Annotated in this window: 14 protein-coding genes and 1 pseudogene; 14 read left to right on the forward strand and 1 reads right to left on the reverse strand. The window is 72.9% G+C overall.

What is annotated here, in order from left to right:
* The first annotated feature begins 35 nt into the window (after positions 1-35).
* From ABD198_RS14140 to ABD198_RS14160, 5 genes and pseudogenes are all read left to right on the forward strand, one after another.
* Positions 36-863 carry a type II secretion system F family protein gene (locus ABD198_RS14140; protein WP_344001059.1) on the forward strand — a complete coding sequence of 276 codons (828 nt, stop codon included), beginning with the start codon at positions 36-38 and terminating at the stop codon, positions 861-863.
* Positions 860-1,648, forward strand: coding sequence for a type II secretion system F family protein (locus ABD198_RS14145; protein ID WP_344000996.1), 789 nt, complete (start codon positions 860-862; stop codon positions 1,646-1,648). Before ABD198_RS14140 ends, ABD198_RS14145 begins: the two co-directional genes overlap by 4 nt.
* Positions 1,649-1,759: 111 nt before the next feature.
* On the forward strand, positions 1,760-1,969 hold the full coding sequence (locus ABD198_RS14150; RefSeq protein ID WP_344001061.1) for a DUF4244 domain-containing protein: 210 nt from the start codon (positions 1,760-1,762) through the stop codon (positions 1,967-1,969).
* On the forward strand, positions 1,956-2,330 hold the full coding sequence (locus tag ABD198_RS14155) for a TadE family type IV pilus minor pilin (RefSeq protein WP_344000998.1): 375 nt from the start codon (positions 1,956-1,958) through the stop codon (positions 2,328-2,330). The genes ABD198_RS14150 and ABD198_RS14155 overlap by 14 nt, the downstream gene beginning before the upstream one ends.
* A 185-nt stretch (positions 2,331-2,515) precedes the next feature.
* Positions 2,516-2,893, forward strand: a pseudogene (locus tag ABD198_RS14160) (Rv3654c family TadE-like protein); the annotation flags it as partial.
* Here the strand turns inward: ABD198_RS14160 and ABD198_RS14165 are convergent.
* Positions 2,817-5,525, reverse strand: coding sequence for a DEAD/DEAH box helicase (locus ABD198_RS14165; protein WP_344000999.1), 2,709 nt, complete (start codon positions 5,523-5,525; stop codon positions 2,817-2,819). The pseudogene ABD198_RS14160 and the gene ABD198_RS14165 overlap by 77 nt on opposite strands.
* A 79-nt stretch (positions 5,526-5,604) precedes the next feature.
* Here ABD198_RS14165 and bldG point away from each other — a divergent pair, with 79 nt between their 5' ends.
* The 9 genes from bldG (at position 5,605) to ABD198_RS14210 (ending at position 20,479) form a co-directional block, all read left to right on the forward strand.
* Positions 5,605-5,946, forward strand: coding sequence for an anti-sigma factor antagonist BldG (gene bldG, locus ABD198_RS14170; protein ID WP_053756513.1), 342 nt, complete (start codon positions 5,605-5,607; stop codon positions 5,944-5,946).
* 110 nt (positions 5,947-6,056) lie between these two features.
* Complete coding sequence (locus ABD198_RS14175; RefSeq protein WP_344001003.1) at positions 6,057-6,494, forward strand: ATP-binding protein; 438 nt, start codon at positions 6,057-6,059, stop codon at positions 6,492-6,494.
* 308 nt (positions 6,495-6,802) lie between these two features.
* Positions 6,803-9,208, forward strand: a complete 2,406-nt coding sequence (locus ABD198_RS14180) for a sodium-translocating pyrophosphatase (protein WP_344001005.1) — start codon at positions 6,803-6,805, stop codon at positions 9,206-9,208.
* A 215-nt stretch (positions 9,209-9,423) separates the two neighbouring features.
* The gene (locus ABD198_RS14185; protein ID WP_344001007.1) at positions 9,424-10,014 is read left to right on the forward strand and encodes a small secreted protein; all 591 of its coding nucleotides are present in this window, start codon (positions 9,424-9,426) and stop codon (positions 10,012-10,014) included.
* A 200-nt stretch (positions 10,015-10,214) separates the two neighbouring features.
* Positions 10,215-11,744 (forward strand): DUF7059 domain-containing protein, encoded by a 1,530-nt coding sequence (locus ABD198_RS14190; RefSeq protein WP_344001009.1) that lies wholly within the window; start codon positions 10,215-10,217, stop codon positions 11,742-11,744.
* 278 nt (positions 11,745-12,022) lie between these two features.
* The gene (locus ABD198_RS14195) at positions 12,023-12,220 is read left to right on the forward strand and encodes a hypothetical protein (protein WP_344001011.1); all 198 of its coding nucleotides are present in this window, start codon (positions 12,023-12,025) and stop codon (positions 12,218-12,220) included.
* Between the two features lie 258 nt (positions 12,221-12,478).
* The gene (topA, locus tag ABD198_RS14200) at positions 12,479-15,370 is read left to right on the forward strand and encodes a type I DNA topoisomerase (RefSeq protein WP_344001014.1); all 2,892 of its coding nucleotides are present in this window, start codon (positions 12,479-12,481) and stop codon (positions 15,368-15,370) included.
* A 416-nt stretch (positions 15,371-15,786) separates the two neighbouring features.
* Complete coding sequence (gene tmk, locus ABD198_RS14205) at positions 15,787-18,990, forward strand: dTMP kinase (RefSeq protein WP_344001016.1); 3,204 nt, start codon at positions 15,787-15,789, stop codon at positions 18,988-18,990.
* 283 nt (positions 18,991-19,273) lie between these two features.
* Complete coding sequence (locus ABD198_RS14210; protein ID WP_344001018.1) at positions 19,274-20,479, forward strand: DNA polymerase III subunit delta'; 1,206 nt, start codon at positions 19,274-19,276, stop codon at positions 20,477-20,479.
* The last annotated feature ends 34 nt before the right edge of the window (positions 20,480-20,513 follow it).

The raw sequence follows: 20,513 nt of genomic DNA on the forward strand, positions 1-20,513 counted from the left end.
CCGAGGTCTCGACGGGGCTCGCCGTGGCCTGTCTGATGAGCGCGGCCTGGCTGGCTGGCGGCAGGCAGGCCGGTGCCCGGCGGGCGCGGCTGCTGCTGGCCGGCGGGGGAGCGGTGGGCGGCGGACCGCCAGGCAGGCCCGTGGTGCTCCGGGAGTGGGGGCGAGTCAAGGGGCGGCTGCACGGCGAGTGGTGGGCGCTCGTCGCCGGGGTGGTCCTCGCCGTGCTGGGTGCCTCGGTGCTGCCGCTGGTGGCCGGGGCGGCCGGGGTGCCGGTGCTGCGCCGCCTGCGGCTGGCGGCCCTGCGGCGCCGGGAGCGCGACCGGCGCGGGGACGCGGTGATCGCGTTGTGCGGGTCGCTCGCCGGGGAGGTGCGCGCCGGGCGGCAACCGGGAGAGGCGCTGCTGCCGGCCGCGCGGGACTCCGGCGGGCTGGGCGACGCCCAGGCGACGGTGCTGGCGGCGGCACGGTTCGGCGGTGACGTCCCCGGGGCACTCGCCGCGGCGGCGCGGCAGCCAGGGGCGGAAGGACTGCGCGGACTCGCCGCGTGCTGGCGGGTCGCCGTGGACCAGGGCGCCGGGCTCGCGGACGGACTCGACCGCCTGGAGGCGGCCCTGCGCGCGGAGCGGGACCAGCGCAATGACCTGCGCGCCCAGCTGGCCGGGGCCCGTGCCACGGCGGTGCTGCTGGCAGGCCTCCCGGTGCTCGGTCTCGCCCTCGGTGCCGCCCTCGGCGCCGACCCGCTGCACGTCCTGCTGCACACCCCGGCGGGCCTCGGCTGCCTGGCGGCCGGCGCGGTGCTGGAGGGCCTGGGGCTCTTGTGGGTTCGGCACATCATGCGCGGGGCTCAGGAGCGGGCGGCATGAGCGGCGACGTTGTCCACAGGCTGGGGATGATCCTGGGCGTCGCGGCGCTGCTCGGCTGGGCGGCCCGGTGGCTGTGGCTGGTCCGGCGGGAGCGGGGCGCGCGCCGGCGGCTGGCGGAGTTGGTGGTCGGCGAGCGGGCGGCGGCCGTTCGGCGCCGCAGGACGTGGCGAGCCGCCGGGCGCTGGCTGCCGCTGGCGGGCGTGGTGTGCGCGGGCTGGGTGCTGGTGGGCGGCCTCGCCGGGGTCGCGGTGGGACTGGCCTGCGCGGCCGGGCTGTGGCGCTGGCGGCTGCGGCAGGAAGCGGCAGGCACGCGGCAGCGGGCCCGGGAGGCTGCCAGGGCGGAACGTCAGCTACCGCTGGCCGCCGACCTGCTGGCCGCCTGCATCGCGGCGGGCGCAGGTCCCGTGACCGCCGCACAGGCCGTGGGAGAGACCTTGTCGGGACCGGTCGGTGACGCGCTGGCGCGGGGCGCGGCCGAGGTCCGGCTCGGCGGCGAACCGGCCGCGGCATGGCAGCGCCTGGCCACGCTGCCGGGTGCCCGGTCCCTGGCCCGGCTGCTGGAACGGGCGGACGTCTCCGGACTCCCGCTGGCCGCTCCCGTCGCCCGCCTCGCCGCCGAGACCCGCGCCGAGTGGGCGCGTGCGGCGACGGCACGGGCCCGCAGGGCGGCCGTCGTGGTCAGCGCACCGGTCGGGCTCTGCTTCCTGCCCGCGTTCGTCGCGGTGGGCGTCCTGCCCGTGGTGATCGGGCTGGCGGGCGGGGTGCTGGGAGGGGGTGGTCGGTGACGGCTCCCGGCGGGGGCGACGAGACACGCGGGTGATCGACAGGCCGGCAAACAGCCGGCAGGCAATCAGCGAACAACAGGACCTTTCTTCACGGGGGTTGAGATGAATCGGATGAATCGGGCGGTACGGGCACGGCTGCGGGCACTCACGGGCTGGGTGCGTACGGGGCGGAAGGACGCCGGGATGGTGACGTCCGAGTACGCCATGGGCATCGTGGCGGCGGTGGCGTTCGCCGTGGTGCTCTACAAGGTGGTCACCAGCGGGCCGGTCAGCACGGCACTGCGGAACATCGTGCAGCAGGCCCTCGATGGCCGGATGTGACACCGGACGTGACAAGCGCGACCGGGGATTCGTGACGGCGGAGTCGGCCCTGGTGCTGCCCGTGCTGGTGCTGTTCGCCACGGCGCTGGTGTGGGGGCTGCTGGTGGTGGCGGCGCAGATCCAGTGCGTGGACGCCGCTCGGGCCGGCGCCCGTGCGGCCGCCCGGCAGGATCCGCCGGACGCGGTCGTCGAACTCGCCCGCGAGGCGGCGCCGCCCGGGGCGCAGGTCACGGTGAGCCGGGGCGCGGAGGAGGTACGGGTGGTCGTCGTGGCCAGGCCACGGCTGCTGCGGGGGCTCCCGTTCGACGTACGGGAGGAGGCCGTGGCGGCCGTGGAGGAGACCGTGGGGGCGGGGACGTGAGGTGCGGTGAGAGGGAAACCGTGAGGGAAGCGGTCCCGGGCGGAGTGAGGTGCCGTTCATCCGGAGACGGCCGGGGAGGGAGGTGCCGCTTGTCCGGAGACGGCCGGGGCGGGACTGCTGGACGCGGTGCCACTCGAGTTCGCCGGGGCGGGACGGCCGGACGCGGTGGCACCCGAGCCCGCCGGATCGGGGCGGACCGGGGGTCGGCGACCGTGTGGAGCGTCGGGGCGATCGCGGTGCTGTGCGTCGTGTTCGGTCTCGTGCTCGCCCTGGGGCACGCGGTGGTGGTCCGGCATCGTGCGGCCGGGGGCGCGGATCTCGCCGCGCTCGCGGCGGCGGACCACTGGGCCGAGGGCGGCGCGGCGGCCTGCGCCCGCGCCGGCCGGGTGGCCAGGGCGCAGGGCACGCGGCTTGTGCGGTGCACGGTCGAGGGTGAGATTTCGGACGTGTCGGTGGCCGCGGGCCGGGCCCCCTTCGCCGCGGAGGTCAGGGCGAGGGCGGGACCTGCGACGACGCCCGCGCATCCCGGGGGCGCCGCCGGTCCCGGCCCTGCACCCCCTCCGCTCCTCCCGGAGGCGGCGGCCCACCCTCGGCTTCCAGAGGCGTTGCCTCCACCCCACCCGGGTTCGGCGCACCCTCGGCTTCCCTGTGCGCTGCCTCCCGAGATCCCGGAGTCGGCGCTGCATCCCCCGCTCCCGGAGTCGGCGCACCCTCCTCGGCCTCCCCGGCTTCCTCGCCCTCCTTCTCCTCCGGGGCCCCCTCCAGCAGCACCGTGAGGAGGCGCACCGCGCCCCGTTTGTGCAGCGGATCGTTGCCGTTGCCGCACTTGGGGGACTGGATGCAGGAGGGGCAGCCGGCCTCGCACTCGCAGGAGGCGATGGCCTGGCGGGTGGCGGCGAGCCAGGCGCGGGCGGTGTGGAACGCGCGTTCCGCGAAGCCCGCGCCCCCCGGATGCCCGTCGTAGACGAAGACGGTGGGCAGCAGGGTGTCGGGGTGCAGCGGGACGGAGACGCCGCCGATGTCCCAGCGGTCGCAGGTCGCGAAGAGGGGCAGCATGCCGATCGAGGCGTGCTCGGCGGCGTGCAGGGCGCCGCCGAGGATCTCCGGGTTGATCCGGGCCCGGTCCAGCTGGTCCTCGGTGACCGTCCACCACACCGCGCGGGTGCGCAGCGTACGAGGAGGGAGGTCGAGTTTCGTCTCGCCCAGCACTTCACCGGTCATGACCCGGCGGCGCAGGAAGGAGACCACCTGGTTGGTGACCTCGACGGAGCCGAAGCACAGGCGGCCCTCGCCCCAGGGGATCTCGGTGTCCGTCTCCAGCACGGAGACCGACGTGGTGTCGCGGGCGACCGTGGTGTACGGCGGGTCGGCCTGTTCGACGAGGGCGACGGAGTCCTCCAGGTCCAGGGAGCGCACGAGGTAGGTGCGGCCCTGGTGCAGGTGGACGGCGCCCTCGTGGACGGTCGTGTGGGCGGCGCCCGCGTCGACCGTGCCGAGCAGCCGTCCGGTGCCGGCCTCGACGACCTGGACGGGCCGGCCGCCCTCGCCGCGGATGCCGGTGAGATCGGCGGCCCGCTCCCTGCGGGTCCAGTGCCAGGCCTTCGTCCGGCGGCGCAGCAGCTTCGCCGCCTCCAGCTGGGGCAGCAGCTCCGCGCTGGTGGGGCCGAAGAGTTCGAGATCGTCGTCCGTCAGCGGCAGTTCCTCGGCCGCCGCGCACAGGTGCGGGGCGAGCACATAGGGGTTGTCGGGGTCGAGGACCGTGGACTCGACGGGCTGGTCGAACAGGGCCTCCGGGTGGTGCACCAGGAAGGTGTCCAGGGGGTCGTCGCGGGCGACCAGCACGGCGAGGGCGCCCTGCCCGGACCGTCCGGCGCGCCCCGCCTGCTGCCACAGCGAGGCCCGGGTGCCGGGGTAGCCGGCGATGACCACGGCGTCCAGGCCGGCGATGTCGACGCCGAGCTCCAGGGCGTTGGTGGCGGCGAGGCCGAGGAGTTCGCCGGAGTGCAGGGCGCGTTCCAGGGCGCGGCGCTCCTCGGGGAGGTAGCCGCCCCGGTAGGCGGCGACCCGCCCGGCCAGTGAGCGGTCCACCTCGGCCAGGCGCTCCTGGGCGATCACCGAGATCAGCTCGGCACCGCGCCGGGAGCGGACGAAGGTGACCGAGCGGACGCCCTGCACGGTGAGGTCGGTCAGCAGGTCGGCGGCCTCGGCGGTGGCTGTGCGGCGGACGGGGGCGCCCTTCTCGCCGTGCAGCTCGGTCAGCGGCGGCTCCCAGAGCGCGAACATCAGTTCACCGCGCGGTGAGGCGTCGTCGGACACCTCCACCACCGGCAGCCCGGTGAGCCGGCGGGCGGCCACCGCGGGCTCGGCGGCGGTCGCGGAGGCCAGCAGGAACACGGGAGAGGAGCCGTAACGAGCACACAGGCGGCGCAGCCGGCGCAGCACCTGGGCGACGTGCGAGCCGAACACGCCCCGGTAGGTGTGGCACTCGTCGATGACCACGTACTTGAGGGCCTTGAGGAAGGAGGACCAGCGGGGGTGGGAGGGCAGCACGCCCCGGTGCAGCATGTCCGGGTTGGTCAGCACGTAGTTGGCGTACTGGCGGATCCACTCGCGTTCCTCGAACGGCGTGTCGCCGTCGTAGACGGCCGCGCGCACCGAATGGCCCAGTGGTTGTGAAAGTTCTTTCACCGACCGGCACTGGTCGGCCGCGAGGGCCTTGGTGGGGGCCAGATAGAGGGCGGTGGCGCCCCGGCCGTTGGGGGCCTCGGCGCCGTCCAGGAGGGTGGACAGGACGGGCACCAGATAGGCCAGGGACTTGCCGGAGGCGGTGCCGGTGGCGACCACGACCGACTCCCCGTCCAGGGCGTGCTCGGCGGCCCGTGCCTGGTGGGCCCAGGGATGGCCGATGCCCGCCGCCTGCACGGCGGCGATCACCTCGGATCGGATCCGGTCCGGCCAGACGGCATGCCGGCCCTCGCGCGGGGGCAAGTGCTCCGTATGAGTGATGCGCGAAGCCCGGCTCGGTCCGGACGCGAGCCGGTCGAGCACCGCACCCGGCTCGGGCCGGGGCGTGGTGCCGGCAGGGGGTCGATCGGATCGGTGATTCTTGGCCATCGGCACCGAGTGTGTCACCGGCGTGACGGACAATGGAGCCAAGGCGTCGTGTACGCCTGCCGTTAAGTGATTGAATGCCATCGCGGCTGGCGAACCGTCCCGGAGGGCGAGCCGAGATGCCCCGAGGGCGACCGCTCGATAGCAAGGTGCTGGAGGATCCGTGGACCTGTCCCTGTCGACCGAGACCATCGGCGATCGCACGATCGTCAGGGTCGGTGGCGAAATCGACGTATATACCGCGCCCAAGCTGCGCGAGCAGCTGGTCGAGCTGGTGAACGACGGCAATTTCCACCTTGTCGTCGACATGGAAGGCGTGGACTTCCTCGACTCCACCGGTCTCGGCGTGCTGGTCGGCGGCCTGAAGCGGGTGCGTGCCCACGAGGGCTCCCTGCGACTGGTGTGCAACCAGGAGCGCATTCTCAAGATCTTCCGCATCACCGGCCTCACCAAGGTGTTCCCGATCCACACCTCGGTCGAGGAAGCGGTTGCGGCCACCGACTGACCATCCCGCCCGGGCCGGCGCGCCCGGGCGGGAGAAGCCAAGCAGGCGGGGACCGGGCGTGAAGGCGGCCCGGTCTCCCCGCAGCACGCCCGAAGTTGCGAGGGGGATGCATGGCCACCGTTGAACTCCGCTTCAGCGCGCAGCCCGAGCATGTCAGGACCGCCCGGCTGGTGGCGGCGGCAGTGGCGCGCAGGGCCGGAGTGGACGAGGCCGTCCTCGACGAGGTCAGGCTCGCCGTCGGAGAGGCGTGCTCACGGGCCGTCGGACTGCACCAGGCCGGCGGAATCTCGGCACCCGTGAAGGTGCTGCTGATCGAGGAGGAGAAGCAGTTCTCCATCGAGGTCGGCGACGAGGCGCCCCACGCGGTCCCCGGAGGGTCGGGCTCCGCGGGCGGCTCCGGCGGCGGTGACGCGGAGGTCGAGGAGGACCAGATGGGCCTCGCGGTCATCAGCGGCCTCGTCGACGACGTGGAGGTGAGCGCCGGGGAGCACGGCGGTTCGATCCGCATGCGGTGGCCCACCACGCCGCCGCCCACGGTGATCGACTGACCGGGCATTCCCCCGGCCGGCCGTCACCCCGCCCGGTTCACCCGAACAGCCAGCTCTTCCCGAAGGGCCCCACTCGTGGGGCCCTTCGGCATGTGCGGGTGTCATCTCCCGTGCTTACAGTGGTCTCGGTGCGATTGATCGCGTGAATTCATTCACGATCAATCAATCGATAGTGATGAGATCAAGTAAATGCCTTCGGGGCATTACCAGGCGGGCCATTTACATTTCCTGCGCTCTGTTTTGATCAGGTTCCGGTACCTACAATCCCGTCCACATCTTGAGCTCAGCCCAAGCGTCAAGGAGGACGAATGGCGGGGCTTTCCATCTCACCTCAGTCGGGCCACACCACATCCCTCGCAGCCGCCGTGCTGACCGACGACAACCGCGTTCTCGTGGTGGTCATCGGCGTAGTGGCACTGGCGGCACTGGTGGTCGCGGGCGTCCTGGTGCGCCAGGTACTCGCGGCCGGCGAGGGCACCGACAGCATGAAGAAGATCGCCGCGGCGGTCCAGGAGGGCGCCAATGCCTATCTGGCCCGCCAGCTGCGGACGCTCGGCGTATTCGCCGTGATCGTTTTCTTCCTGCTCATGCTGCTGCCCGCGGACGACTGGAATCAGCGTGCCGGGCGGTCGGTGTTCTTCTTGATCGGAGCGGCGTTCTCGGCGGCCACCGGCTATATCGGCATGTGGCTCGCCGTACGGAGCAATGTGCGTGTCGCCGCGGCGGCTCGTGAGGCGACCCCGGCACCGGGCGAGCCGGAAAAGGATCTCACCGACGTATCCCACAGAGCGATGAAGATCGCTTTCCGTACCGGCGGCGTCGTCGGCATGTTCACCGTCGGTCTCGGCCTGCTGGGCGCCGCCTGCGTGGTGCTGGTGTACGCGGCGGACGCGCCGAAGGTGCTGGAGGGATTCGGTCTCGGGGCCGCGCTGATCGCGATGTTCATGCGTGTCGGCGGCGGCATCTTCACCAAGGCCGCCGACGTCGGCGCCGACCTGGTCGGCAAGGTCGAGCAGGGCATTCCGGAGGACGACCCGCGCAATGCCGCGACCATCGCCGACAACGTGGGCGACAACGTCGGCGACTGCGCGGGCATGGCGGCCGACCTGTTCGAGTCGTACGCCGTGACGCTGGTGGCCGCGCTGATCCTCGGCTCGGCGGCGTTCGGCGACGCCGGACTGGCCTTCCCGCTGCTCGTCCCGGCGATCGGCGTGCTCACCGCGATGATCGGCATCTTCGCGGTGGCCCCGCGGCGCGCCGACCGCAGCGGCATGACCGCGATCAACCGCGGCTTCTTCATCTCCGCGGTGATCTCCCTGGTCCTGGTCGCCATCGCGGTGTTCAGCTATCTGCCGTCCTCGTACGCCGACCTCGACGGCGCCACCGACACGGCGATCCAGGCCAAGGACGGCGACCCGCGCATCCTCGCGCTGGTCGCGGTGGCCATCGGCATCGTGCTCGCCGCGCTGATCCAGCAGCTCACCGGCTACTTCACCGAGACCAGCCGGCGCCCGGTCAGGGACATCGGCAAGACCTCGCTCACCGGACCCGCCACCGTCATCCTCGGCGGCATCTCGGTCGGCCTGGAATCGGCCGTCTACACCGCCCTGTTGATCGGCCTCGGCGTGTACGGGGCGTTCCTGCTCGGCGGTACGTCGATCATGCTGGCGCTGTTCGCGGTGGCGCTGGCCGGCACCGGCCTGCTCACCACGGTCGGTGTGATCGTCGCCATGGACACCTTCGGGCCGGTCTCCGACAACGCCCAGGGCATCGCCGAGATGTCCGGCGACGTCGAGGGCGCGGGCGCCCAGGTGCTCACCAACCTGGACGCGGTCGGCAACACCACCAAGGCCATCACCAAGGGCATCGCCATCGCCACGGCCGTGCTCGCGGCGTCGGCGCTCTTCGGCTCGTACCGGGACGCCATCACCACCGGCGCGCGGGACGTGGGGGAGAAGCTCAGCGGTGAGGGCGCGCCCATGACCCTGATGATGGACATCTCGCAGCCCAACAACCTCGTCGGTCTCATCGCGGGCGCGGCGGTCGTCTTCCTCTTCTCGGGGCTGGCGATCAACGCGGTCTCGCGGTCGGCCGGTTCGGTGGTCTTCGAGGTGCGGCGGCAGTTCCGCGAGAAGCCCGGGATCATGGACTACAGCGAGAAGCCGGAGTACGGTAAGGTCGTCGACATCTGCACCAAGGACGCCCTGCGGGAGCTCGCGACGCCCGGTCTGCTCGCCGTGATGGCGCCCATCTTCATCGGGTTCACCCTCGGCGTCGGCGCGCTCGGCGCGTTCCTGGCGGGCGCGATCAGCGCGGGCACGCTGATGGCGGTGTTCCTCGCCAACTCCGGTGGCGCCTGGGACAACGCCAAGAAGCTCGTCGAGGACGGGCATCACGGCGGCAAGGGCAGCGAGGCCCATGCGGCGACCGTCATCGGCGACACCGTCGGCGACCCCTTCAAGGACACCGCCGGTCCGGCGATCAACCCCCTGCTGAAGGTGATGAACCTGGTGGCGCTGCTCATCGCGCCCGCGGTCATCAACTTCTCCTACGGCGACGACAAGAGCGTCGGCATGCGGGTGCTGATCGCGGTCCTGGCGATCATCGTGATCATCGGCGCGGTCTACATGTCCAAGCGGCGCGGTATCGCCGTGGGTGACGAAGGCAACCCCGAGACGGATCCCAAGTCGGCCGATCCCGCGGTGGTTTCGTAGGCAACTGCCGGGAATCGCGGTGAGAGGAGCCCCAGCCGCAGCTCAAGGTGCGGGCGGGCGGCGCGTCTTGACGCGTCGCCCGCCCGTGCTGTGCGCGGAGCGCCCGTCGCCGTGAGCCTTCTCTCGCTTGGTGCAAATGGTTATAAACGTGTCTTAAGGGATGCTTGGCCGGTAGGTGTCGCCCATGTGGCGTGTATGTTCCGGGGCCGAGAGCCATGGAAGGGACCAAACCGGTGAACAAGAAGCTCGCGGCCGCACTGTCCGGCGGTGCGGTACTGGTACTGGCGCTGACGGGATGCGGCGGCGACGACTCCAACGAGGAGCTGGACTCCTGGGCCAGGCAGGTCTGTGACGCGGTAAAGCCGCAGGCGAAGAAGATCGAGTCCGCCAACGCCGCCATCCAGAAGGAGACCTCGGACAACAGCACGCCGGAGGAGGTCCAGAAGACCGACTCCAAGGCCTTCCAGGACATGTCCGACGCGTACAAGGCGATCGGCGCCGCCGTCGAGAAGGCCGGGCCGCCGAACGTCGACGACGGCGAGAAGAAGCAGCAGGACGCGGTCAAGGAGCTCAACAGCATCTCCGCGGCCTACGCCTCCCTGCGCAAGCAGGTCGACGGCCTGGACACCGACGACCAGGCGAAGTTCGCCGACGGTCTGAAGGACATCGCCACCGAGCTGGACAAACTCAGCAAGAGCGGCAACGACGCCCTGCGGAACCTGGAGGAGGGCGAGGTCGGCGAGGCGATGTCCCGTCAGCCGAGCTGCCAGGCGGCGACGGCCTCGGCGGGCACCTCCGGCGACTGACGAGCGAGCGGACGACCCGGCAGACGACCGAGGGACAACCGAGGGACGACCGAGGAGCAACCGAGGGACGACCGAGGAGCAACCGAGGAACAACAGCCCCGCACCGTCCGGGTGACGGCGCGGGGCAGGCCGTGCGCGGGACGACGGGGCGCGCGCCGTGCGCGGACGGTGGGGCGCGGACGCCGGGGCGGGCGGCCACAATGGGGTGCGTGAGTGAAGCCGGTCTTCCGCCCCTGCCCTCGTCCGATCGACCCGACGTCGCCGCGCGACTGAGAGAGGCGCTGCTCGCTGCCTCCTTCACCGCCGACGGACTGCTCGACCTGCTCGGCGCCCCCGCGTACGCGGCGCTGGCCCGCAGCGAGATCGTCCCGGCGCTGCGCGCGACCCGCGGGGACACCCCGCTGGAGGCGCTGGTCCGGCTCTTCCTGCTGCAGCAGCCCGTGCCGCGGGCCCGCCTGGCGGATGTGCTGCCGGTCGAGCTCTGCCTGGAGAACGGCTGGCTGACCAGCGTCGGCGCGGACGAGCTCGCCGCGACCGTGGACGTACGGCCCTACGGCGGGCCGGACGGTGAGGACTGGTTCATCGTGTCCGACCTCGGCTGCGCGGTCGGCGGCGCCGGAGGGATCGGCAGCCGGGAGGAAGGGGTCGTCCTCGGCGTCGGCGGCGCCTCCACCACGCTGGCCGGCATCACGGTGCGCACACCGGTCGCCTCCGCGCTCGACCTCGGCACCGGCTCAGGCATCCAGGCGCTGCACGCCGCCCGGCACGCCACGCGCGTCACCGCCACCGACGTCAACCCGCGGGCCCTGCGCATCACCGCGCTGACCCTCGCCCTGTCCGGCGCCCCGGCGGCCGATCTGCGTGAGGGGTCGCTGTTCACCCCGGTGCGGCACGACGAGACCTTCGACCTGATCGTGTCCAACCCGCCCTTCGTGATCTCGCCGGGCGCACGCCTCACCTACCGCGACGGCGGGATGAGGGGGGACGACCTGTGCCGCACCCTCGTCTCGGAGGCGGGGGGCCGCCTGAACGAGGGCGGCTTCGCCCAGTTCCTCGCCAACTGGGAGCACGTGGCGGGAGAGGACTGGCAGGACCGGCTCAGGTCCTGGGTGCCGCGCGGCTGCGACGCCTGGATCGTGCAGCGCGAGGAGCAGGACGTCACCCAGTACGCGGAGCTGTGGCTGCGGGACGCGGGCGACCACCGCGGGGACCTGGCCGAGTACCAGGCGCGCTACGACGCGTGGCTGGACGAGTTCGAGGCGCGCAAGGTCAAGACGGTCGGCTTCGGCTGGATCACGCTGCGCAAGACCGGCTCCTCGGTGCCGTCGGTCACCGTGGAGGACTGGCCGCACCCCGTCGAGCAGCCGCTCGGCGAGACGATCCGCGCGCACTTCGACCGGCTCGACTATCTGGGCGCCCACGACGACGCTGCCCTGCTGGAGGCGAGCTTCCGGCTGGCCGACGAGGTCGTGCAGGAGCAGGTCGGGCTGCCCGGCGCCGAGGACCCGGAGCATGTCGTGCTGCGCCAGAACCGCGGGATGCGCCGGGCCACCAAGGTCGACACGGTCGGTGCGGGCTTCGCGGGCGTGTGCGACGGCTCCATGAGCGCCGGCCGCATCCTCGACGCCATCGCCCAGCTCCTCGGCGAGGACCCCATCGTCCTCCGCGACCGCACACCGGCCCAGATCCGCCTCCTGATCGAACAGGGCTTCATCGAGCCGGTGAGCTGACCCGGCGGGCGGGTCACCGGGCGGCCGGCCCGACCACCCCGCCAGGAGGCCACCGGACGCTTCCTTCGGTCACTTCGGCGGCCGAAACGTGCCCCTGGCGAAAACTTTCGCGCCGTTCTCGATCTCGTACCGGGCTTCCTTCTGCCCGCCCCGGTCTCCTGCTCCTCCGAGTGTGGTTCCCGTGTGTTCACCCGGGGTTCGGCCGGGGGCTGCCCGGGGGTGGCAGGGTGCGGGGCGGTCTGTGGTGGGCGGGCGTGGGAGGAGGGGCTCGGGCGGTCATGGAGAGTGGTCCGGCGATCTTCGCGGGGGCGGTGTTCTGCCTGTTCGGGGTGGGGTTGCTGGTGTGGACTGTGAGCCGTGCACGGCAGCGGCGTCCGGTCGCGCACGGTGTGAGTCCCGTCGCATCCGTCGCCTGCGCCGGCCTTGCCGCGGTGAGCTCTCTGGCCCTCGGGGTGTGGTGTCTCGGCCGCCTGTGAACGGCCCCGCGAGGGGCACGGGACCGGCGTTGCGGCCGGTAACCGAAATGTTGCGCTCCGCGTTGTGGGGCGTAGGCTCCGGACACTCCGGGCGGCAGGAACGGCGGTAGTCGGGTTACCGTTCGAGTGGCCGTTGCGGGCTTTTCCCGTTTGACACGGGGGCGGGATGTACCGTCACACTCCGCAGCGTCACCATGTCCAGGCCCCGGGAGGACCCCCTGGGGAGGCCTCAGCGTCGATCCGGAGAGAAGAGCGAAGTTGTCCCCGACCAGCGAGACCGCGAAGGGCGGCCGCCGACTCGTCATCGTCGAGTCGCCTGCCAAGGCGAAGACGATCAAGGGCTATCTCGGCCCTGGCTACACCGTCGAGGCGAGCGTCGGACACATTCGCGACCTTCCCAACGGCGCCGCTGAGGTGCCCGAGAAGTACACCGGCGAGGTCCGCCGGCTCGGTGTGGACGTCGAACACGACTTCCAGCCGATCTATGTGGTCAACGCCGACAAGAAGGCCCAGGTCAAGAAGCTCAAAGACCTGCTGAAGGAGTCGGACGAACTCTTCCTCGCCACCGATGAGGACCGCGAGGGAGAGGCCATCGCCTGGCACCTCCAGGAGGTCCTCAAGCCGAAGATCCCGGTCAAGCGGATGGTGTTCCACGAGATCACCAAGGACGCGATCCAGGAGGCCGTGGCCAACCCGCGCCAGCTCAACCAGAAGCTGGTCGACGCCCAGGAGACCCGCCGCATCCTCGACCGTCTCTACGGCTACGAGGTCTCGCCGGTCCTGTGGAAGAAGGTCATGCCCCGCCTGTCCGCGGGCCGGGTCCAGTCCGTCGCCACCCGGCTCGTGGTGGAGCGGGAGCGGGAGCGCATGGCGTTCCGCAGCGCCGGGTACTGGGACCTGACCGGCACCTTCGCGACCGGTCGGCCCGGTGACGCGAGCGACCCGTCGTCGCTGGTCGCCCGCCTGCAGTCGGTCGACGGCCGGCGCATCGCCCAGGGCCGCGACTTCGACTCGCTGGGGCGGCTGAAGAGCGAGAACATCCTCCACCTCGACGAGGCGAACGCCCGCGCGCTCGCCGCCGCCCTGGAGAACACGCAGTTCTCGGTGCGGTCGGTGGAGTCCAAGCCGTACCGCCGCTCGCCGTACGCGCCGTTCCGTACGACGACGCTGCAGCAGGAGGCGAGCCGCAAGCTCGGCTTCGGCGCGAAGGCCACCATGCAGATCGCGCAGAAGCTGTACGAGAACGGCTACATCACTTACATGCGTACGGACTCGACGACCCTGAGCGACACGGCGGTCGCCGCCGCCCGTGCCCAGGTCACGCAGCTGTACGGAGCCGACTACCTGCCGCCGCAGCCGCGCACCTACGCGGCCAAGGTGAAGAACGCGCAGGAGGCGCACGAGGCGATCCGCCCCTCGGGGGACCGTTTCCGTACGCCCGCCGAGACCGGCCTCACCGGTGACCAGTTCAAGCTGTACGAGCTGATCTGGAAGCGGACCGTCGCTTCCCAGATGAAGGACGCGACCGGCAACTCCGTCACCGTGAAGATCGGCGGCACCGCCGCCGACGGACGGGACGTCGAGTTCACCGCGTCCGGCAAGACGATCACCTTCCACGGCTTCCTCAAGGCTTATGTGGAGGGGGCCGACGACCCGAACGCCGAGCTCGACGACCGCGAGCGCCGGCTGCCGCAGGTCGCCGAGGGCGACGCGCTGACCGCCGAGGAGATCACCGCCGACGGGCACGCCACCAAGCCCCCGGCCCGCTACACCGAGGCCTCGCTGGTCAAGGAGCTGGAGGAGCGGGAGATCGGCCGCCCGTCGACGTACGCGTCGATCATCGGCACGATCCTGGACCGCGGCTATGTGTTCAAGAAGGGCACGGCCCTGGTGCCGTCCTGGCTGTCCTTCGCCGTGGTCAACCTGCTGGAGAAGCACTTCGGCCGGCTCGTCGACTACGACTTCACCGCCAAGATGGAGGACGACCTCGACCGCATCGCCCGCGGTGAGGCGCAGGCCGTGCCGTGGCTGAGGCGGTTCTACTTCGGCGAGGGCCGGGACAACGGCGGCGCCGCCGAGGCCGGCAACGGTGACGGCGACCACCTGGGCGGCCTGAAGGAGCTGGTGACCGACCTGGGCGCCATCGACGCCCGCGAGGTGTCGTCGTTCCCGGTGGGCAACGGCATCGTGGTGCGGGTCGGCCGCTACGGCCCGTACATCGAGCGCGGCGAGAAGGACAGCGAGCAGCACCAGCGGGCGGACATCCCGGCCGACCTGCCGCCGGACGAGCTGACGGTCGAGCTGGCCGAGGAGCTGCTGGCCAAGCCGAGCGGCGAGCGGGAGCTGGGCACCGACCCGGCCACCGGGCACACGATCGTCGCCAAGGACGGCCGCTACGGCCCGTACGTCACCGAGATCCTCCCCGAGGGCACCCCGAAGACCGGCAAGAACGCGGTCAAGCCGCGCACGGCCTCGCTCTTCAAGTCGATGTCCCTGGACACGGTGACGCTCGAGGACGCCCTGAAGCTGATGTCGCTGCCGCGGGTGATCGGCGTCGACACCGACGGCCAGGAGATCACCGCGCAGAACGGCCGCTACGGCCCGTATCTGAAGAAGGGCACGGACTCGCGGTCGCTGCAGTCCGAGGAGCAGATCTTCACGATCACGCTGGAGGAGGCGCAGGCGATCTACGCCCAGCCCAAGCAGCGTGGCCGGGCGGCCGCCAAGCCGCCGCTGAAGGAGCTGGGCGAGGACCCGGTGAGCGGCAAGCCGGTCGTGGTGAAGGACGGGCGCTTCGGCCCGTACGTCACCGACGGGGAGACCAACGCGACGCTGCGCTCGGGCGACAGCGTGGAGACGATCACCCCGGAGCGGGGCTTCGAGCTGCTCGCGGAGAAGCGGGCCAAGGGACCCGCCAAGAAGACGGCCAAGAAGACCGCGAAGAAGACGACCGCCAAGAAGACCGCGGCCAAGAAGACCGCGGCCAAGAAGACCGCGGCCAAGAAGACCGCGGCCAAGAAGGCCCCGGCGAAGAAGACGGCCGCGAAGAAGACCACGGCGAAGAAGACCTCGGCCGCGAAGAAGACGGCCAGTGCCTCGGTCGCGGCCAAGGAGACGGCCGCGGATACGGTGGGCGGCGCGGAGGGCTGAGGCTCTCGAGGTGGGCTGAGGCCCTTTCAGGAGCGCGGCCGGAAACCGCTGCTCCGTCCCCGTGGTGCGGCGCCCGGCAGGAACCCACTGCTCCGGTGCCTGCCGGAACGCGCTGCTCCGGTGCCTGCCGGAAGCCGCTGCTCCGTCCGTGTCGCGGTGCCCGCCGGAACCGTTGCTCTGTCCGTGTCGCGGTACCTGCCGGAAGCCGCCGCTCTGTCCGTGTCGCGGTACCTGCCGGAAGCCGCCGCTCTGTCCGTGTCGCGGTGCCCGCCGGAACGCGCTGCTCCGTCCGTGTCGCGGTGCGGTGCTTCGCCCGGGTTCGAAATGCGAACGCCCCGGCAACACTTCGATGTCAGGGCGTGTGCATGTCAGGCATCCCGGCCCGGGCTGTCGGCCCGGGCCGATAGGCTGAAAGCATGACGCGAGCCGAGCAGCCAACGGCCCCTCAACCGGCCCCCGACGACGCCCTCGTCGCGGACTCCCGTGAGCGCGCTGTCCGAGCGCTGCTGCGCCGGCCGCAGCTCAGGAGGCTGTGGAGCGCGCAGCTGGTGGGCGGTGTCGGCGACACCCTCGCCCTTCTCGTGCTGGTCCTGCTCATGGTCCAGGCGGCGGTCGCCGAGGGTTCCTTCGGCGGCGGCTACCGGGGCGTGGCGTTCGCAGTGGCGACCGTTTTCGCGGTGCGCATCCTCGCCACGCTGCTGTTCGGCGCCGTGCTCCTGGGCCCGCTCACCTCGCTCACCTCGCAGGACGGCCCGCTGGACCGGCGCTGGACCATGATCGGCGCGGACGGGGTGCGGGCCGCGCTGCTGATCGTCGCGCCCCTGTGGATCGACTGGACGCCCGGCAACGCCCCGGCCGTCCTGCTCGTCACCGCCTTCGTGGCGTCGGTGGCCGAGCGGTTCTGGACGGTCTGCCGCGAGAGTGCGGCCCCCGCGCTGCTGCCCGGCCCGCCCCCCGAGGGCGCATCGATCCGGCCACTGCCCGACCACATGGACGCGCTGCGCCGCCTGTCCCTGCGCACCGGCTTCGTGGCGGTGCCGCTGGCCGCGCTCACCCTTGTCGTGGCCGCGCTGTTCAACAATCTGCTGGGCACCGGCATCGCCTGGTTCGGCCAGCACCAGGCGGCCCTCGCCTCCTATGTCGCCGCCGGGCTGTTCGCCGCCTCGCTGTCCGTGCTGACCTTCCTCGAGCTGCCCGGCACCCGCACGCCCCGCGCCCGGTCCCCGCTGGAGGGGCTGCGCCGGCCGAGGAGCACCACCGGAAGCGACAAGGGCCGCACCGGCGCCATACCGCTGCTGGTGTTCGCCTGCGCCTGCGTCGCCGCCGCGATCTCTGCCGCCGTCGCGGTCGCGGTGCTGCACGCCAAGGACCTGGGCGGCGGCCCTGTGCTCTACGGCCTGATGGTGGGCGCACTGACCGGAGGCGTGGTCGTCGGCATCCGCACCGCGCCCTCCCTGCTGCCCGCCCTGTCCCGGCGCCGCCTGCTGGCGCTGGCCCTCGCCCTCACCGGCGTCGCCCTGCTCGCCGCCGGACTGGTGCCGGACGTCACCAGCGTGCTGCTGATCATGGCGCTGGCCGGCACCGGCGCGGGCGTGGCCGCCAACGCCGGGCACACGCTGCTCGACCAGGAGGCCGAGGAGCAGCGGCGCACCCGCACGACGGAGCACCTGCACGCGGTGGTGCGGGTCTTCGTGGCGCTCGGCGCGGTGACCGCCCCGGTGGTGGCCGCGGGCATCGGACCGCACCGCCTGGAGAACGGCCGGTTCGTCTTCGCGCACGGCGGGGCCGCCTTCACCCTGATGCTGGTGGGCGCGCTGCTGCTGCCGGTGGCCGCCCTGGTGCTGGCCAAGGTCGACGACCGCTCCGGGGTGCCGCTCCGCCACGACCTGCGGGACGCCCTGCGCGGCGGCGACGACCCGGAGCCGCGGACCGCCCCCTCCGGCTTCTTCATCGCCCTGGAGGGCGGCGACGGCGCGGGCAAGTCCACCCAGGCCGAGGCGCTCGCCGAGTGGATCCGGGCCAAGGGACACGAGGTGGTCCTCACCCGCGAGCCCGGTGCCACCCCGGTCGGCAAGCGGCTGCGGTCGATCCTGCTGGACGTCTCCAGCGCCGGCCTCTCGCACCGCGCGGAGGCGCTGCTCTACGCCGCCGACCGCGCCGAGCACATCGACACCGTGGTGCGCCCCGCCCTGGAGCGCGGCGCCGTGGTCATCTCCGACCGGTACATCGACTCCTCGGTCGCCTACCAGGGCGCCGGGCGGGACCTGTCGCCGACCGAGATCGCCCGGATCAACCGCTGGGCCACCGACGGGCTGGTCCCGCACCTCACCGTGCTGCTCGACGTGGCGCCCGAGACGGCGCGCGAGCGGTTCACGGAGGCACCGGACCGGCTGGAGTCCGAGCCGGCCGAGTTCCACGCCCGCGTCCGGGCCGGCTTCCTGACGCTGGCCGCCGCCGACCCCGGCCGCTACCTGGTGGTCGACGCCGGCCAGGAGCCGGAGGCGGTCACCACCGTCATCCGGCACCGTCTCGACCAGGTGCTGCCGCTGTCCGAGGCGGAGATCGCCGCCCGTGAGGAGGCCCGCCGCAAGGCCGAGGAGGAGGCCCGGCGGCGAGCCGAGGAGGAGGCGGCACGCAAGGCCGAGGAGGAGCGCCTGGAGCGCGAGCGCCAGGAGCAGCTGGCGCGGCTGCGCGCCGAGGAGGAGGAACGCAAGCGGCGCGAGCTGGAGGAGGCCCAGCGGCGCGAGGCCGAACGGCAGGCCGAGGAGGCCCGCAGGCGTGCCGAGGAGGCCCGCCGCCGGGCGGAGGAGGAGCGTCAGCGGCTTCTCGCCGAGGAGAAGGCCCGGGCGGAGGAGGAGGCCCGGCGCAAGGCCGAGGAGGAACGCCGCCGCAAGCAGGCCGAGGAGGAGGCCCGGCGGCGAGCGGCGGCCGAGGCCCAGCGCCGGGAGAAGCAGCGCAAGGCGGAGGAGGCCCTGCAGCGGGCCGAGGAGGCCCGGCGTCTCGCCGCGGCGGCCGCCGCCGCGGCCCAGCCGGGCCCGCAGAACCCGGCCGCCGGCGCTGCACCCGCGGCGGGAGCCCCGGCCCCCGGCACCGCGACCGGCGGTGGCTCGGACGCCACGACCGTCCTCCGGAAGGTGCCGGAGGAGCGGGAGAACGGGGAACCCGGCGGTGCCTCCGAGTCCGAGGCGACCGCACAGCTGCCCAAGCCGTCCGTCCCCTCGGGGGCGGCCGACGAGACGGCCGTGCTCCCGCCGGTCGGCACGGGTGCCGGTGCCGGTGAGGAGACCGAGGTCCTGCCTCCGGTGCGCGGCGACGGCGGCGAGGGCGACGGACCGGGCCGGGGCGCCGCGGACCGCGTCCCGCCGGGCTACTTCCGCGACGAGAGCCCGTCGGCCCCCGCCGACGGCGCGGACGCCAGTACCCGCGAGCTCCCCCAGGTCGACGCCGAGCCCGCCCCCCGCCGCGGCAGGCGCCGCCGGCGCTCGGACTGGGCCGAGGAGACCCCGCTGGACGACCTGCCGTCCCTGGCGGACGAACTCCTGGGCCCCCACGAGGACGACCCGGGCGACGAAGAGGGCCGGGGCGACGACGGGGGCCGGGGCGGCCGACGTCGGCGTTGAGGGACACCCCCAGGGCCGGTCATTGGGCTGACGACCATGGGGCGCGGTACGGGCCGGGTGCCCGTACCGGGCCCCTGCTCGCCTGTCGCTACCGCGCCCCGGTTCGCCTGCCGCTGTGGCCCGCCGCCGTCATCGCGATGCCCAGCCGCGGTCGTCGCAGTGCCCGTCCACAGCCATCGCAGTGCCCACCCGCGGTCACCGCTGTCAGTGCGCGCCCCCACAATGGACAGCGCAGACCGGATGTGAGGCGCAGACCGGATGTGAGTGAGAGGCAGCGGGATCCATGACCGTGTGGGACGACCTCGTCGGGCAGGAGCGGGTGAGCGCGCAGCTCGACGCCGCCGCCCGGGACGCCGACGCGATCGTCACCGCCGCGGCGGCCGACGAACCCCTGCCCGAGGCGTCGAAGATGACGCACGCCTGGCTGTTCACCGGCCCGCCCGGCGCGGGACGCAACCAGGCGGCGCGGGCCTTCGCCGCCGCGCTGCAGTGCGTCAGCCCGGACCGTGCCCTCGGCGGATCCCCCGGCTGCGGCTTCTGCGACGGCTGCCACACCGCCCTGATCGGCACCCACGCCGATGTCACCACCGTCGCCGCCGTCGGCAACGAGATCCTGGTCAAGGACATGCGGGACACGGTGCGCAAGTCGTTCACCGCCCCCGCCAACGGACGCTGGCAGATCATCCTGGTCGAGGACGCCGAGCGGCTGAACGAGAAGTCCGCCAACGCCGTCCTCAAAGCCGTCGAGGAGCCCGCCCCGCGCACGGTGTGGCTGCTGTGCGCCCCGTCCATCGAGGACGTGCTGCCGACCATCCGCTCCCGCTGCCGCCACCTCAACCTGAGCACGCCGTCCGTCGACGCCGTCGCCGACATGCTGGTGCGGCGCGAGGGCATCGAGCCCGACGTCGCCGCCGCCGTGGCCCGCGCCACCCAGGGGCACGTCGACCGGGCCCGCCGGCTGGCCACCGACCCGGCCGCCCGCGAACGCCGCGCCGCCGTGCTGAAGCTGCCGCTGCGGGTCGACGACATCGGCGGCGCGCTCAGAGCCGCGCAGGAGCTCGTCGACGCCGCCGCCGAGGACGCCAAGCAGCTCGCCGAGGAGATGGACACCAAGGAGACCGACGAGCTGAAGGCCGCACTCGGAGCCGCCCAGGGCGGCAGGCTGCCGCGCGGCACGGCCGGCGTGGTCAAGGAGCTCGAGGACATGCAGAAGCGGCGCCGCACGCGCACCCAGCGCGACAGCCTCGACGTCGCCCTCACCGACCTGACCGGCTTCTACCGCGACGTCCTCGCCCTCCAGCTCGGCTCCCGCGTCGCCATCGCCAACGCGGACATGCAGGACGCCCTGGAGCGGCTGGCCCGCTCCAGCACACCGGAATCCACGCTCCGCCGCATCGAGGCGATCACCGCCTGCCGTGACGCCCTCGACCGCAACGTGGCCCCGCTGCTCGCGGTGGAGGCGATGACCATGGCCCTGAGAGCCGGCTGAACGCCGCCGTTCGCTCCCGTTCCTCCCGCTGTTC

This window comes from Streptomyces thermocarboxydovorans, assembly GCF_039524635.1.
Lineage (GTDB): Bacteria > Actinomycetota > Actinomycetes > Streptomycetales > Streptomycetaceae > Streptomyces > Streptomyces thermocarboxydovorans.